Origin of the sequence: Pasteurella bettyae CCUG 2042, from assembly GCF_000262245.1 — a bacterium.
GTDB lineage: Bacteria > Pseudomonadota > Gammaproteobacteria > Enterobacterales > Pasteurellaceae > Basfia > Basfia bettyae.
On sequence record NZ_AJSX01000007.1, the window covers coordinates 18,923 to 34,639 of the forward strand.

Consider the following 15,717-nt stretch of genomic DNA (forward strand, 5'->3'; position numbering starts at 1 on the left):
TTATATTTAGGTAAACCAATGCAACTTGCAGATTTTTCGACTTCTATTTGGTCTATATTGCCTCCTCTTCTGGCACTTGGCTTAGCAATTATTACTCGTAAAGTTTTACTTTCATTAAGTGTCGGGATTATTGTCGGTGCATTAATGCTATCTTCGGGTAATATTTTTGAAGGACTCAATTATTTATTTGATCGTGTTTCCTCATTAATGTTTAGTTTTAATGAAAATGATCAATTTGTATTAAATGATAATAATGTGAATATTATTATTTTCCTCTTATTGTTAGGAATATTAACTTCACTTCTTAGCGTATCTGGCAGCAATCAGGCATTCGCTGAATGGGCTCAAAAGCATATAAAAGGCAGACGTGGTGCTAAAATTATGGCTGCATGTTTAGTCTTTGTAACGTTTATTGATGATTATTTTCATAGTTTGGCGGTAGGCGCCATTGCTCGTCCAGTCACTGACAGATTTAAAGTGTCTCGTCCAAAACTAGCCTATATCCTAGACTCCACCGCTGCACCAATGTGTGTATTGATGCCTGTTTCTAGTTGGGGTGCATATATTATTACCCTAGTTGCTGGAGTATTAGCTGAACATTCAATTAGTGGTTATACGCCTATTGGTGCATTTATGTCCATGAGCGCGATGAATTTTTATGCTATTTTCTCCATTATTTTTGTTTTTATTGTGGCATATTTTTCTTTTGATATTGGACCAATGGCTCGTCATGAAAAATTAGCATTAGAACAGCATGATTTAAATGAAGTTGAGCAAAATGTGGTGAAAGGTCAGGTACGTAATTTGATTTTACCTATAGTCGTATTAATCATTGCGACAATTGGTATGATGATGTATACAGGAAATCAGGTCTTATCAGCAGACGGAAAGCCATTTTCGGTGTTAGGCGCATTTGAAAATACTACTGTAGGTATTTCGCTCGTTACAGGTGGAATAAGTGCGGTATTAATTTCAACAATTTTAATTTTATTGGCTGGTAAACTAAATTTTTCAGATTATATCAAAGCGTGGATGGTTGGTATGAAATCAATGTTAGGCGCTATCCTGATTTTATTTTTCGCTTGGACAATTAATAAAGTTGTTGGCGATATGCAAACAGGAACCTATTTATCTGGGCTAATTTCAGGTAATTTATCTCCAGCTTTATTACCTACTTTATTATTTATACTTGCTACAGTTATGGCTTTTTCCACAGGGACAAGTTGGGGAACCTTTGGAATTATGTTACCAATTGCAGCAGCTATTGCTGTTAATGCCGCACCAGAACTCTTATTGCCTTGTCTATCAGCTGTAATGGCTGGCGCTGTATGTGGTGATCATTGCTCACCCGTGTCGGATACTACAATATTATCTTCTACAGGCGCTCAATGTAACCATATGGATCATGTAACAACGCAGTTACCGTATGCAATAATTTTAGCTTCGGCAACGATTTGCGGTTATTTAATTATAGGCTTTACAGAATCTCCATTATTAGGGTTTATTACTACGGCGGCTGTATTATTTGCTTTAATTTTTATCGTAAAAAAACGTTAAAACTGGTTATTAAAAATAAAATTTTTATTTTAGCTATTTTATAAAGTGCAACATTATGTTGCACTTTTTTATTATATGTATTTTATTTTATCCTGATAATTTAGATTTTTTAGTTTTTTATCCTGTCAAAAAATGTTTTCTGCGAAGAAAAAGAATAGACAACTTCATCGCTATGAGTAAAACTGTAGTCATTAGATAGTATTTTTTGATAACAATAACAATGATTTTCTGAATGTTGGGAGGTGGCAATGAAAAAATTATCTGGTGCAGAAATGGTTGTACAATCCTTGAGGGATCAAGGCGTGAAGTATGTATTTGGTTATCCAGGTGGCTCTGTTTTGGATATTTATGATGCAATTCATACCTTAGGTGGTATTGAACATGTGTTAGTTCGCCATGAGCAAGCAGCTGTGCATATGGCTGATGGTTATGCTCGCTCTACAGGAGAAGTTGGTTGTGTGTTAGTAACCTCAGGTCCAGGTGCGACGAATGCAGTCACTGGAATTTTAACGGCTTATACCGATTCAGTCCCTTTAGTAATTATTACAGGACAAGTACGTAGTAATCTTATTGGAACAGATGCATTTCAAGAATGCGATACAATTGGTTTAACGCGACCTGTAGTTAAACATAGCTTTATGGTGAAACATACGGAAGACATTCCCACAATTATTAAAAAAGCATTTTATATTGCCTCAACAGGACGTCCAGGTCCTGTTGTAGTGGATATACCAAAAGATATTATGAATCCTATGAATAAATATCTATATGAATATCCAAAAGAAGTTAGCTTGCGTTCTTATAACCCTAATATTCAAGGTCATAAAGGTCAAATTAATAGAGCATTAAAGGCCTTGTTGGTTGCTAAGAAACCAATATTATTTATTGGCGGTGGTGTTATTATTGGTAACAGTAGTGAAAAATTAACACAATTTGCTAAACAATTAAATTTACCTGTTACTTCATCATTAATGGGATTAGGTGGTTTTCCGGGGACGGATAGACAGTTTCTTGGCATGTTAGGTATGCACGGTACTTATCAGGCAAATTGTGCAATGCATCATGCAGATCTTATTTTAGGTATTGGGGTTCGTTTTGATGATCGAACAACCAATAATGTAGAAAAATATTGCCCAACAGCAAAAATAATTCATATTGATATTGATCCAGCATCAATTTCTAAAAATATTACCGCAGATATTCCTATCGTTGGCAGTGTGGATAATGTATTAACTGAATTTTTATCCTTATTACAAGATACCGATTTACTTAAATCACAATCAGATTTAAGTGATTGGTGGAAGGAAATTGATGCATGGAAAGCAAAAAATTGTTTGGAATTTGACCGCACTTCTCAACATATTAAACCACAAGCAGTTATTGAAATGATCTATCGGTTAACTAAAGGTGAAGCTTATATTGCATCAGATGTTGGTCAGCACCAAATGTTTGTTGCATTGCATCACCCATTTGATAAACCTCGACATTGGATTAATTCTGGAGGAGCAGGAACTATGGGATTTGGTTTGCCTGCCGCAATTGGTACTAAATTTGCGCACCCAGAAAGTACAGTGGTTTGTGTGACTGGTGATGGTAGTATTCAAATGAATATTCAAGAATTATCAACGGCTAAACAATATACAACACCAATTGTCATCGTGAGTTTAAATAACCGTTTCTTAGGTATGGTTAAACAATGGCAAGATTTAATTTATTCAGGTCGACATTCTCAAGTTTATATGAACTCATTACCAGATTTTGCAAAACTTGCAGAGGCTTATGGTCATGTAGGTATTCAAATTAATGCGGTGGATGAATTAGAAGAAAAATTAACTCAAGCCTTTGCTATAAAGGATAAATTAGTCTTTGTCGATGTACTTGTGGATGCCACAGAAAATGTATACCCGATGCAAATCAGCGGTGGTGCAATGGATGAAATGCTCTTAGGTAAACCAGTGGAGAAATAATATGCGTAGAATTTTATCGGTTTTGTTAGAAAATGAATCAGGTGCGTTATCTCGTGTGGTTGCGTTATTTTCACAACGTGCATTTAATATTGAGAGTTTAACAGTTGCACCAACAGATGATCCAACCTTGTCTCGAATGACTATTGAAGCTTTTGGAGAGGCTCAAGTACTAGAACAAATAGAGAAACAATTGCATAAATTGGTCGATGTTTTTAAAGTCGTAAGTTTAAGTGATTGTGAACATGTAGAACGAGAAGTGATGTTATTGAAAGTACGTGCTACAGGTGCATCAAGAGATGAAATTAAGCGATTAACAGATATATTTCGAGGACAAATATTAGATGTGACGACAAAATCTTATAGTATTCAATTAACCGGGACAAAAGAAAAATTAAATGCATTTATCAGTGCAATTAAAGAGGAAACGTCCATAATTGAAATAGTTCGCTCTGGTTTAATCAGCTTATCTCGAGGTGAGAAAAACTGTTTATAGATTTTTTTTATAGTTTGCTGTTAAATTAGCTATAATTTCAGCAAACTAGTTAAATATTACAAATTAATATCACTATTTTGAGAGGTAGATCATATATTTAGAAAGTTAGGCTAAAAAAATTTTTTTACTAAGGCTATAATCGTTTCAGCTATTCCACATTTTAAGGATAAAATATGAAATTAGATGAATTAGCCAAACTTGCTGGTGTATCTCGAACAACCGCCAGCTATGTTGTTAATGGCAAAGCTAAACAATATCGCGTAAGCGATAAAACGATTGAAAAAGTTCAAGCCTTAATAAAAGAATATGATTTTAAACCAAATGCTATGGCGGCAGGGTTACGGGCAGGGAAGAGCAATACCATCGGTTTAATTATTCCTGATTTTGAAAACTCCAGCTATGCAAAAATAGCTAATCAACTTGAACAGCTATGTCGTGAAAATGGATATCAACTTTTAATTACTTGTTCTAATGACAGTGTAAATAATGAGTTAGAATGTGCTAAGCATCTATTTCAACGTCAAGTTGATGCGTTGTTTGTTTCCACAGTATTGCCAGCAGATAATCATTATTATCAGCAACACAATTTACCTATTATTGGTTTTGATCGTCATATTAGCTCAGATGGTATTGAAAATGTTCTTACTGATGATATTTATGATGCTTATGAACTGGCGACTCAATTAGTGAATCAGCAAAATTATAATTCTATCCTTTTTCTAGGTGCATTACCCGAACTCGCTATGAGTAAAGCAAGAGAAGAGGGCTTTAAAAAAGCCTTATCAGGGAAAAATATTAATGTAAATTATCTCTATGCCAATAAATTTAGAAAAGAAAATGCTGAACAGTTAGTGACAGAATGGATTAAAAAAAATGGTGTTCCTGATGCTATTTTTTCAACTTCTTTAACTTTGTTACGGGGGTTATTAATTTCCTTTATAAAAGAATTTAAAGGGGTCCCAAAAGAACTTGTGATTGCGACTTTCGGTACTCATGAAATGCTTGAGTTACTTGAAAATAAAGTTATTTGTAGTATTCAAGATCATACTAAAATAGTTGAGTCTTTATTAGGTATTGCATTACATAAAATGCGAATTAAAAAGTTAAATCAACCTCGTACAGTCATTCAAAGACAGCTGACTTATCATAATTGCTAATTAAAATGCCGAGTTATTTTACTCGGCATTTTTTCAGTAAGATTGAGAGGATTATTTTACTTTAACAATCCATCCCTCAGGTGCTTCTATATCACCAAATTGAATACCTACTAGTTCATCATATAGACGTTTGGTTACAGGGCCAATTTCTGTTTCTGAATAAAATATATGGAAGTGATCGTTCAATTGTACACCACTAATAGGGGTAATGATCGCGGCTGTACCACAAGCACCAGCTTCAGCAAATTTATCTAATTCAGCCACATAAACATCGCCTTCTTCCACTTCCATATTTAAACGCTCTTTTGCTAGATAAAGAAGAGAGTATTTAGTAATACTTGGTAAGATTGATGGAGAAATAGGTGTAATAAATTTATTATCTTTAGTAATACCAAAGAAGTTAGCTGAACCAACTTCTTCAATTTTGGTATGAGTAGCTGGATCTAAATAGATACAGTCAGCAAACCCATTTTCCTTAGCATATTTACCAGGATATAAACTTGCTGCATAGTTTCCACCTACTTTAGCTGCACCAGTACCATGCGGAGCCGCTCGATCAAAGTGAGTTGAAATTAAAAACTTACTTGGTGCAAGTCCGCCTTTGAAATAAGCACCAACAGGGCAAACAAAAATAGAGAAAATATATTCAGTAGCAGGGTGTACACCAATATTATCACCTACACCAATTAAGAATGGACGTAAATATAAAGTTGCACCAGAGCCATAAGGACCTACCCATTCTTCATTAGCTTTGACTACTTGTTTACAGGCATCAATAAACATTTCTACTGGAACCCGAGGCATTAATAAGCGATCGCAACTTTGTTGCATACGAAGTGCGTTTTGATCAGGACGGAATAATTGAATAGAACCATCTTTGGTACGATAGGCTTTTAAACCTTCAAAACACTGTTGACCATAGTGTAAAGCTGGCGACCCTTCACTAATGTGCAGAACATTATCTTTTGTTAGTTCACCTTTCTGCCACTCACCATTTTTCCAATGAGCAATATAGCGATAGTCTGTTTTTATATATCCAAAACCTAAGTTTTTCCAATCAAGATCTTTCATTTTTTATCCTTATTTTGTGTATTACATATTGTATCGAATGTACACCATTATAGTTTGAAATAAAACAATTATTTAGGAAATATTATAAATTATCTGTGGTTACTAAAGGAGTTATGGTAATATATCCATATCATTTTTATTCTGGAACATAAAACTAAAGATTGTGTCTTAGAGAGGGATGAAAGAAAAAAACACCGCTCAAAGAGCGGTGCATTACGAACCCAAATTTAGGTTTAAAATATACAGGAAGTTAAAATAAGTAACTAAAATTAAGTTACTTGAGTTCGGTTTCCCGAACAATATGCAAACACAACATAATACTTAATAAGAATAAATTCTTACAAAAAGGAATTCCTAATCATTAAGTACGGGCGCATTATAGGGAGGTCTGATGAGATGAACAAACGACTTTTTTTTATTTGAAACATTAAAAAAACTAATCCGAACAGTTTTAATTTAGTATAAACCAAAAATGATTAATTGGAAAGATAAAATGTTTAAACGATTGCCCCCCTTGAATTCACTAAAGGCATTCGAGAGTGCAGCTAGATTTTTAAGTTTTACAAAAGCAGCAGATGAACTTTTCGTGACTCAAGCAGCAGTAAGCCACCAGATTAAATTATTAGAAGATTTTTTAGGCATTAAGTTATTTATTCGAAAAAATAGAGCATTAGAATTAACTGAACAAGGAAAAAATTACTTTTTAGATATTTCTCCCATTTTGCAAAAATTAGCAGATGTAACAGGAAAACTTATGACTGAGGAAAATCAGCATTTAACAATTAGTGTACCGCAAAGTTTTGGTATTCATTGGCTTGTTCCTCGGTTATCTGATTTTAATCAACGCTATCCTGGTTTAGAAGTTAGAATTAAAAGTACTGAACAAGATGAAGGTTTATTGACCAATGATACTGATGTTGCTATTTATTATGGACATGGGAATTGGGATAATTTACAAGCAGAACGTCTTTCTACGGATAATTTGCTGATTTTAGCTTCGCCTCGATTACTAGCGGATAAGCCAGTAAATAAAAAAGAGGATTTATTAAATCACACCTTGATTCATGTATATACTCGAGATAACTGGCAAATGATGGCGATAGCTTTAGGCGTAGATAATTTAAATATTCAGCATGGTCCATTATTTAGCCATACTTTTATGGCGTTACAAGCCGCCGTGCATGGACAAGGTATCGTATTAGCTAATAGTATTTTGGCTCAACAAGAGATGGATAAAGGTAATTTGCAAGTAGTGTTACCAATGGAATTACATGATCCTAAGTCTTTTTATGTGGTCAGTGATGCAAATCGTATTAAAGATCCGAATATCATTGCTTTCCGTGAATGGATTATGCAAGAAATGCAAATTAGCAAAAATTAACAAAAGAGAAACACTTGAATAAATTAGTATTATATTGCCGTATTGGCTTTGAAAAAGAAGTCGCAGCTGAAATTACAGACAAAGCTGCAGATAAGGGGATTTTTGGTTTTGCACGAGTTATTGATAACAGTGGTTATGTTATTTTCGAATGTTATCAAGACGGAGAAGCCGATCAGCTAGCTCGAGAGATACCATTTAATCAATTAATTTTTGCACGTCAAATGATAGTTATCTCGGATTTATTGAGAAATTTAGATCCAGCAGATCGTATTACTCCAATTATAAAAGAATATGAGAAAGTCGCAGAACAAGTAAATTTTCGTCAGACAACAGAACTTTTTGTTGAAACGGCAGATACTAATGAAGCAAAAGAGCTTTCTACATTTTGTCGTAAATTTACCGTGCCATTACGACAAGCTTTACGTAAAAAAGGTTGGTTAGGTTTTAAAGAAGTTAAAAAAAGTGGGTTAACTTTTCATGTTTTCTTTATTGAGCCTAATTGTTGTTATGTAGGTTATTCATACAATAACAATCATTCTCCAAATTTTATGGGAATTTTACGCTTAAAATTCCCATCTCAAGCACCAAGTCGTTCAACCTTAAAATTACATGAAGCGATTCTCACTTTTTTATCTAGAGAAGAAGAACAAGCTAGAATGAATGAGAATATGTATGGCGTAGATTTAGGTGCTTGCCCAGGAGGTTGGACTTATCAGTTAGTAAAACGAGGTTTATTTGTCTATGCGGTTGATCATGGAAAAATGGCAGCAAGTTTACATGATACAGGGCGAATCGATCACTGTCCTGAAGATGGATTTAAATTTCAGCCACCGAAACGTAGTAAAATTGATTGGTTGGTTTGCGATATGGTAGAACAACCTATTCGAGTTGCTGCGTTGATTGCTAAATGGTTAGTCAATGAATGGTGTCGTGAAACTATTTTTAATCTTAAATTACCGATGAAAAAACGTTATTTAGAAGTACAAAACTGTTTGCAAGTAATTACAGATGCGCTAGATAACGCAGAGCTCAAATATAAAATTCAAGCTAAACATCTTTATCATGATCGTGAAGAAATTACAGTTCATATTTCCGTCAGAAAAGCATAAATAGAGCGCCATCATAAGATGGCGTTCTAATTTAAAAAGTGCGGTTAAATTATGAAAAATTTTTATTTATTGACCGCACTTTTATTCGGAGTAACGAATTAATCCTTCTTGTTGAGTGGTTGCAATAAGGCGACCGGATTTATCAAAAATTTGACCTCGGGCTAAACCACGAGCTGCATAAGCATTATTGCTTTCAATGGCGTAAAGCAACCAATCATTTAAATCAAATGAGCGATGGAACCAAATACTGTGGTCAATAGTGGCAACTTTCATACCTTGTTGTAAAAAACCTTTCGCATGAGGGTGGAGTGCGGTCAAAATACAATGAAAATCAGAGAAGTAGGCTAACAAACATTTTTGAATATTTTGATTGTGTGCTACTTTTCCATTTGCTTTCACCCATGCATATTGTTCTGGGGGTAATTCCTTTCCATTAAAAGGGTTATTAATATATTTTGCTCGAATATCAAAAGGACGTTCAGTGGTAAATTTATCACGCACCGCCTCAGGGATATATTTTGCAGCAGCTTGTAAAGCCTCTGATTCAGAAATAAAGTCTTCAGGTGCACCAATATTTGGCATTTTTGTTTGATGCTCGAAACCTTGTTCTTCTATTTGGAATGAGGCGGTTACATGGCAAATAGGGCGACCATGCTGAATTGCTTTTACTCGTAATGCAGTAAAGTTACGGCCTTCACGTAAGGTTTCTACGTCATAAATAATTAGGTGTTGGCTATCTCCAGGTGCAAGGAAATATGCATGGCAAGAATGAAGTAAGCGATCTTGTGGTGCAACTTGCATTGCCGCCGAGAGCGCTTGAGCCACCACTTGTCCACCAAATACTTGGCGGAAACCTAAATCTTGGCTATGACCTCTGAAGAGAGCATCATCAATTTGTTCTAATTTTAGTAATTCAATTAGGTTATTTAAGACTTCTGACATAATTTTCCCTTGGTAATTTATGATGTGCATAATTTTTCGCCTGACAAGTATAAACCTTAGAGAAAGATTTGCAATCCTAGGGGAGTTATAGCATAATGAGCACCACTAACCTGTTGGTTAGCTCAATGGAGACCCTTTCGGTTCCTCGCAATGATGTCTGGTTTACCCGGTCAGGTTCGGAAGAAAGCAGCCAAGGTCAGAATTTTCGTGTGCCGAGATCAAGCTGGGAGGGTTTCCACCCAACTTTCTCTTTTCTTATTAAATTCTCTCTACTAATCCTTTAAAGAAACCTTGTTGTTTATTGATTAAATCTTGATATGAACCTTGTTCTACCAAATTACTATCATCGATCACACAAATTTGATCAAATTGTTCGAGAGCCGTTAAACGGTGGGTGACCATCACTAAGGTTTTATTTTCACAGTGTTTTAGAATCATTGCTAAAATTTTACGCTCAGTTTTTCGATCTAAGCCTTCAGTTGGTTCATCTAATAATAAAATAGGCGCATCATTTAAGAGCACTCGGGCTAAACCTAAACGGCGTTGTTCACCACCAGATAATGGGCGTCCACCATCACCAAGCCATAAATTTAAATCTTGTTCTAATAATTTATCCAAGCCTACTTGACATAATACTTCACGCATTTTTTCATCAGTTATTTGGGTTTTATTGGCAATTTGTAAATTATTACGTAAGGTATCACTAAAGGTATGAACTCGTTGTGTTAAGAAACAAATTTGCTCACGTAGACAACTTTCTGTATAAACGGAAAGCTGTTGTCCAGCTAATAAAATTTCGCCTTGAGTTGGGTTATAGTTTCTTACTAAAAGTTGTAATAAGGTAGATTTACCACTACCAGTTTTGCCAAGAATTGCGACTTTTTTACCTTTTGAAATAGTCAAATTGATCTCCTTGAGTGCAATAGTTTCACGTTCAGGATAAGTGAAAGAGAGATCTGTTATTTCAATTAAGTGTTCTGTGGGGAAAAGTGCGGTTTGATTTCCAGAAAATTTTACTAATGCAGGTTGTTCAATAATTTCAGTAACACGCTCCGCAGAGGCAATAACTTGGCCAATATGCAAGAAAGCTGCACCTAATGGCATTAGAATTTCAAAGGATGCTAGAGCAGCAAAAGCAAGTAAAGCTAACAGCGCGGCTTTATATATTCCTGTACCTAAATCTGCATAAGCGGCAAAATATAGTGTGAAGGATAAAATTAAACCATTGGCAAATAGCAGAATAGCACTGGATAATCCGGAAAGATTAGCTTCTTGCTGTTGGTAAGATTGCCATTCAGCTTCAGTTTTGCTTAAACCTTGTTTTACTTTATCTTCAGCATTGAATAACAATAATTCTGCTTGTGCTTGAATAAATTCTACAAATTGAGAACGATAGGTTGCACGAGAACGGGTAAGTTGCTGACCAAATTTTGTTCCTAATTTATAAAAGACTGTGGGAATGATCAATAGCAAAATAAATAAGCTAATCCCGATAAATAAAGCGATGGGTAGATTAATAAAACTTAAGCCAATTGTCATACCAGCGATGACAATAATTGCACTAATAAATGGAGCAATAAGGCGAAGATAAAGGTTATCTAAGGTATCAACATCCGCCACTAGGCGATTCAATAAATCAGAATTACGGTAGCGATTTAATACCGCTGGGCTTAAGGGAATAATTTTACTAAACACTTGTACGCGCAATTTAGATAAGATTCTAAAGGTAGCATCATGGGTTACGACTTTTTCGAAATAACGTGCGACTGTCCGTCCAATGGCTAATCCACGAACGCTGGAAGACGGGTAGAAAAAGTTAAATAATGTGCCTGCACCAGCAATAGCCGTAGCAGCAAGAAACCAGCCAGATAAAGTAAGTAATCCAAGACTAGCTGCAAGGCCCACAATCATTAGGATTACACCTAAGATTAATGAGAATTTAGCATGTTTAAATAAACCTAAAAAGGGAAGCAGTGAACGCATTTTTATCCTTTAAAATTTTCTAAAATTTGACCGCACTTTTATAAATGCTAGAGTTAAAACTGTTCTATGAAATATCTTGATTTCGTTGAGCTAATAGTTCAGCAAAATAGCCTTGTTGTTCCAATTGTTCAAACTGCCCTTGTTGAACAATTTCACCTTTTTGCATAACTAAAATTTGATCACATTGTTTTAAATCTTCAATACGGTGCGTGATCATTAATGTAGTTTGACCTTGGCTAATTTGATTAAGTGCTTGTAATACCTGATTTTCAGATTGAGCATCTAAGCTTGCAGTAGGCTCGTCTAATAACAATAATGATCCTTTGCGTAATAAAGCTCGAGCAATAGCTAAACGTTGTGCTTGACCTACAGAAATCCCAAAGCCACCGTCTTTAATTTCACTGGCTAAACCTAATTTATAGGTAAATTCTTTCGCTTTTGCTTGTGATAAGGCTTGCTTTATTTCTTGCTCATTTGCTTGAATATTGCCGAGTAATAAATTTTCACGAATACTTCCTTGTAGTAGTAATGGGTTTTGCCCTACCCAGGCAATATGCTGCCTCCACTCATTTAGGCTGAGTTCATTTAATTCTATACCATTAATTTTTAAACTGCCTTGATAAGGTAGAAAACCTAAGAGCGCATTCATTAATGAGGTTTTCCCCGCACCGCTTTGTCCCACTAATGCGGTATGACTTAATGGTGTTAAACGGAAATTTAATGGTTTTGTTAAGGCTTGTTTTTGCGGAGAAAGTACTACTAAATTTTCAGCTTCAATTTCTACTGCCGTTTGCATAGGCAATGTTCGAGTTTGTGTAGACTGAGTATTTAAATTATCTTGTTCTAAAAATTCAACAATAGCATCAGCAGCACCTATTGCAGCAGCACGATCATGATAATATGTACCGAGGTCACGCAATGGTTGATAAAATTCTGGTGCAAGAATTAAGCAAAAAAATCCTGCAAATAATGTTAAACCTGTACCATAAGAACCAAAATTAATTTGACCTAAATAGCTAAAACCAAAATATACTGCCATAATCGCAATAGAAATAGATGTGAAAAATTCTAGAACTGCAGAAGATAAAAAGGCAAGTTTAAGTACATCCATTGTCGTTTTTCGATAAGATTCAGTGGCAATTTCAATATGGTTTGTTTGCTCATCTGCACGATCAAATAAACGTAAAGTTTCTAAACCACGCAGGCGATCCAAAAATTGTGCACTTAAGCGAGCGAGTGTAGACATGTTCTTTTGACTACTATCAGCGGCTGCGATTCCCACAATAATCATAAATACAGGGACTAATGGGGCAGTTGCCATTAAGATTATCCCAGCAGCCCAGTTAATGGGGAATACAGCAATCAAAATGATCATCGGAGCAATGACTGATAACATTTGTTGAGGAAAATAACGGGCGTAGAAGTTATGTAAATTTTCTACTTGTTCTAACATAATGCTAGCCCAAGCACCAGCAGGTTTATTATTGATCGTTGCAGGCCCTACTTGGTGAATTTTATTCAGAATTTTCTGACGGATAATATTTCGCAATTGTTGACCGCACTTAAAGCCAATGCGTTCACGAATCCATAAAATTAATGCACGTAAAACAAAACCAATAATTAAATTGATAAAGAGAGGCATTAATTCTCTAGGTGAGCTATTTAGCATAATTAAATGATCTAATAGTGTAGCTAATAGCCAAGTTTGTCCGACTAAAATAACCGAAGATATGCTAGCTAAGAGAATATTTAGGCTAAGTAATTTTTTTACAGGTTTTTGCTGGGCACCTAGCCATTTAAAAAGATAGCGTTGACGCGACTTTTCCATAAGTTTTTGAGTATATAAGTAAATAGTAAAAGTACGGTAAATTTTACCGCACTTTTTTGTTTTTAAGAAAGATTAAATTAATTAAGATTCCAATGCATCTAAATAGCGTTCTGCATCTAGGGCTGCCATGCATCCTGTACCAGCAGAGGTAATCGCCTGACGATAGTTGTGATCCATGACATCACCTGCGGCAAATATACCTTCAATAGAGGTTGCCGTAGCGTTACCATCTAGACCAGATTTTACAACTATATAACCATTATTTAGTGCTAGTTGATTTTGAAAGATTTCGGTATTTGGTGCATGACCAATGGCAATAAAGACACCTTCTAAATAAAAGTCTTCAGTATTACCCGTTTGCACATCTTTTAAACGAACACCAGTTACGCCCATGTTATCACCTAAAACTTCTTCTAAAGTGCGGTGAGTGTGAAGTATAATTTTTCCTTCTTCAACTTTTTTATTTAAACGATCTACTAAGATTTTTTCAGCTCGAAAACTATCTCTACGATGAATTAAATGGACTTCACTTGCGATATTAGCTAGATAGAGAGCTTCTTCAACCGCAGTATTGCCACCGCCGACAACAGCCACAGGTTTGTTACGATAAAAGAAACCATCACAGGTTGCACAAGCAGAAACACCACGACCTTTATATGCAGTTTCTGATTCCAAACCAAGATAACGGGCTGAAGCCCCAGTTGCAATAATTAAAGCATCACAACTGAAAGTATTTACATCTCCATATAATTTGAATGGTCGAGTAGAGAAATCTACACGATTAATATGATCAAAAACAATTTCGGTATCAAATTTTTCTGCGTGTTGTAACATTCGTTGCATCAGCTGCGGGCCTGTAGTATCACCAAAGTCTCCAGGCCAGTTTTCAATTTCAGTCGTTGTAGTTAATTGGCCACCTTGTTCTAAACCTGTGACTAACACTGGTTTTAAATTAGCACGTGCAGCATAAATCGCGGCAGTATATCCCGCTGGGCCTGAGCCTAAAATAAGTAATTTGCTATGTTTAATCTCTGACATAAATTTCTTTTCCTGATGACTATTATTATCGACAAGTTCATGCATTATAGAGGCTTATTGCGCTAAGATCTATTAGTACAATAGCGAATAGAGTAATCGGCGATACTTATTAGTAATAGGATCATTATTACCAATAGCCGATAAAATGGATAAGAATTGTTGTTTTACTTCACCATTTTCAGCATTTAGATCTTGTTTGAGAATATCAAATAATAAGCCTAGTGCCTCTTCATTACGATTGGCTTGATGCAATTGTATTGCTAATTTTAAAGCAATTTCAGCATTTGGATTTTTAGCGAAGTCAGCTTGTAATTGTTGAATTTCTGGTGTGTCAGAGGCTTTAATAAGTAACTCAATTTGAGCTTGTAAACCTTGCCAACGGCTATCACGATCTTGTAATGGAATTTTATTTAAGATCTCTGTGGCGGGTTCAGTTTTTTTCATGGCAATATAGGTTTCTGCATAGAGTAGCGCAATGTCACTATTTTTATGATCTGAGAGTTCCCAAGCATCTTTCAATAAAGGTAATGCATGCTCATAATCTTCCATTTGCAAGAAATCTAAAGCTTGATTGAATTTAATTTCCTCTTCTTTTGGTAAGATCACTGATAAACGTTGTTTAAGCTCTTCTTCTGAAATGACATTCTGAAATGCATCAATTGCTTGTGCTTCTTTAAATAAATAGACAGTTGGAAGATTGCGAATTTGGAATTGCATCACAATAGCTTGTTGAGTTTCACAATTGACTTTTGCTAGGGTAAATTGACCTTGATATTGCTCTGCATAACGCTCTAATAATGTAGTGAATTCAACAGATGGTTGATGACTAGGGGCGTAGAATGCCAGTACTAAAGGATGTTCTTGAGAAAGTTGCAAGGTTTCAGTGAGATTTTGTTCAGTAATATCAATGAGATATTTTTTTAATTCTGCCATATATTCTCTCGTTTTATTTGAAAACAATGGCTTGATTGTAACATAGAAATGAGAGAATAAAAGAAGATTCGTCTATGGAAAATATTCATTAGAATAAAATATTTTTTAGACAATGTTTTATATAAATGAAAACTTATTTATGTTTGTTCAATATGGGGATATAGTATCTAAATTAAATATTATTTGATGCCTTGAATAAATTTTTTTAATTTAACCCGCACTTTAATAGGACCATTATGCTTCATTAGAAGGAGGAAA

The 15,717-nt window shown here is 35.0% G+C and carries 12 protein-coding genes and 1 other RNA gene; 7 read left to right on the forward strand and 6 right to left on the reverse strand.

Annotation, left to right across the window (positions count from 1 at the left end):
* Positions 1-18 precede the first annotated feature (18 nt).
* From HMPREF1052_RS01305 to cra, 4 genes are all read left to right on the forward strand, one after another.
* A complete protein-coding gene (locus HMPREF1052_RS01305) occupies positions 19-1,557 on the forward strand; it encodes a Na+/H+ antiporter NhaC family protein (protein WP_005759257.1) in 1,539 nt (512 codons plus the stop codon).
* Between the two features lie 248 nt (positions 1,558-1,805).
* A complete protein-coding gene (locus HMPREF1052_RS01310; protein WP_005759137.1) occupies positions 1,806-3,524 on the forward strand; it encodes an acetolactate synthase 3 large subunit in 1,719 nt (572 codons plus the stop codon).
* Between the two features lies 1 nt (position 3,525).
* Positions 3,526-4,017 carry an acetolactate synthase small subunit gene (ilvN, locus tag HMPREF1052_RS01315; RefSeq protein WP_005758939.1) on the forward strand — a complete coding sequence of 164 codons (492 nt, stop codon included), beginning with the start codon at positions 3,526-3,528 and terminating at the stop codon, positions 4,015-4,017.
* A gap of 173 nt (positions 4,018-4,190) precedes the next feature.
* Positions 4,191-5,174, forward strand: a complete 984-nt coding sequence (gene cra, locus HMPREF1052_RS01320) for a catabolite repressor/activator (RefSeq protein WP_005758887.1) — start codon at positions 4,191-4,193, stop codon at positions 5,172-5,174.
* A 51-nt stretch (positions 5,175-5,225) separates the two neighbouring features.
* Here the strand turns inward: cra and HMPREF1052_RS01325 are convergent, their stop codons facing one another.
* Positions 5,226-6,245 (reverse strand): branched-chain amino acid aminotransferase, encoded by a 1,020-nt coding sequence (locus HMPREF1052_RS01325; protein WP_005759243.1) that lies wholly within the window; start codon positions 6,243-6,245, stop codon positions 5,226-5,228.
* Positions 6,246-6,738: 493 nt separating this feature from the next.
* On the opposite strand from HMPREF1052_RS01325, the gene HMPREF1052_RS01330 reads away from it, so the two are divergent.
* Together HMPREF1052_RS01330 and rlmM are read left to right on the forward strand one after the other, a co-directional pair.
* Positions 6,739-7,626, forward strand: coding sequence for a transcriptional regulator GcvA (locus HMPREF1052_RS01330; RefSeq protein ID WP_040596150.1), 888 nt, complete (start codon positions 6,739-6,741; stop codon positions 7,624-7,626).
* Between the two features lie 14 nt (positions 7,627-7,640).
* Positions 7,641-8,735 carry a 23S rRNA (cytidine(2498)-2'-O)-methyltransferase RlmM gene (gene rlmM / locus HMPREF1052_RS01335; protein ID WP_005758784.1) on the forward strand — a complete coding sequence of 365 codons (1,095 nt, stop codon included), beginning with the start codon at positions 7,641-7,643 and terminating at the stop codon, positions 8,733-8,735.
* 81 nt (positions 8,736-8,816) lie between these two features.
* On the opposite strand, the gene tesB is transcribed toward rlmM, so the two are convergent.
* Positions 8,817-9,677 carry an acyl-CoA thioesterase II gene (gene tesB / locus HMPREF1052_RS01340; protein ID WP_005759267.1) on the reverse strand — a complete coding sequence of 287 codons (861 nt, stop codon included), beginning with the start codon at positions 9,675-9,677 and terminating at the stop codon, positions 8,817-8,819.
* A 135-nt stretch (positions 9,678-9,812) separates the two neighbouring features.
* Here tesB and ffs point away from each other — a divergent pair.
* Positions 9,813-9,909, forward strand: an RNA gene (gene ffs / locus HMPREF1052_RS10915) — signal recognition particle sRNA small type.
* 26 nt (positions 9,910-9,935) lie between these two features.
* Here the strand turns inward: ffs and cydC are convergent.
* The 4 genes from cydC to HMPREF1052_RS01360 all read right to left on the reverse strand — a co-directional run bounded on the left by cydC (position 9,936) and on the right by HMPREF1052_RS01360 (position 15,459).
* Positions 9,936-11,660 carry a heme ABC transporter ATP-binding protein/permease CydC gene (cydC, locus tag HMPREF1052_RS01345; RefSeq protein WP_005759125.1) on the reverse strand — a complete coding sequence of 575 codons (1,725 nt, stop codon included), beginning with the start codon at positions 11,658-11,660 and terminating at the stop codon, positions 9,936-9,938.
* A gap of 64 nt (positions 11,661-11,724) precedes the next feature.
* A complete protein-coding gene (gene cydD, locus HMPREF1052_RS01350) occupies positions 11,725-13,488 on the reverse strand; it encodes a heme ABC transporter permease/ATP-binding protein CydD (RefSeq protein ID WP_005759016.1) in 1,764 nt (587 codons plus the stop codon).
* Between the two features lie 81 nt (positions 13,489-13,569).
* Entirely contained in the window at positions 13,570-14,526 is a 957-nt protein-coding gene (gene trxB / locus HMPREF1052_RS01355) for a thioredoxin-disulfide reductase (protein WP_005758834.1), read from the reverse strand.
* Between the two features lie 72 nt (positions 14,527-14,598).
* Positions 14,599-15,459: a co-chaperone YbbN gene (locus HMPREF1052_RS01360; protein WP_005759181.1), complete on the reverse strand. Its 861-nt coding sequence runs from the start codon at positions 15,457-15,459 to the stop codon at positions 14,599-14,601.
* Positions 15,460-15,717: the final 258 nt, after the last annotated feature.

Bases quoted from the DNA above. Each gene is read 5' to 3' on its own strand.
- HMPREF1052_RS01305 (WP_005759257.1), top strand. From the start codon at position 19: ATGCAACTTGCAGATTTTTCGACTTCTATTTGGTCTATATTGCCTCCT.
- HMPREF1052_RS01310 (WP_005759137.1), top strand. From the start codon at position 1,806: ATGAAAAAATTATCTGGTGCAGAAATGGTTGTACAATCCTTGAGGGAT.
- ilvN (WP_005758939.1), top strand. From the start codon at position 3,526: ATGCGTAGAATTTTATCGGTTTTGTTAGAAAATGAATCAGGTGCGTTA.
- cra (WP_005758887.1), top strand. From the start codon at position 4,191: ATGAAATTAGATGAATTAGCCAAACTTGCTGGTGTATCTCGAACAACC.
- HMPREF1052_RS01325 (WP_005759243.1), bottom strand. From the start codon at position 6,245: ATGAAAGATCTTGATTGGAAAAACTTAGGTTTTGGATATATAAAAACA.
- HMPREF1052_RS01330 (WP_040596150.1), top strand. From the start codon at position 6,739: ATGTTTAAACGATTGCCCCCCTTGAATTCACTAAAGGCATTCGAGAGT.
- tesB (WP_005759267.1), bottom strand. From the start codon at position 9,677: ATGTCAGAAGTCTTAAATAACCTAATTGAATTACTAAAATTAGAACAA.
- cydC (WP_005759125.1), bottom strand. From the start codon at position 11,660: ATGCGTTCACTGCTTCCCTTTTTAGGTTTATTTAAACATGCTAAATTC.
- cydD (WP_005759016.1), bottom strand. From the start codon at position 13,488: ATGGAAAAGTCGCGTCAACGCTATCTTTTTAAATGGCTAGGTGCCCAG.
- trxB (WP_005758834.1), bottom strand. From the start codon at position 14,526: ATGTCAGAGATTAAACATAGCAAATTACTTATTTTAGGCTCAGGCCCA.
- HMPREF1052_RS01360 (WP_005759181.1), bottom strand. From the start codon at position 15,459: ATGGCAGAATTAAAAAAATATCTCATTGATATTACTGAACAAAATCTC.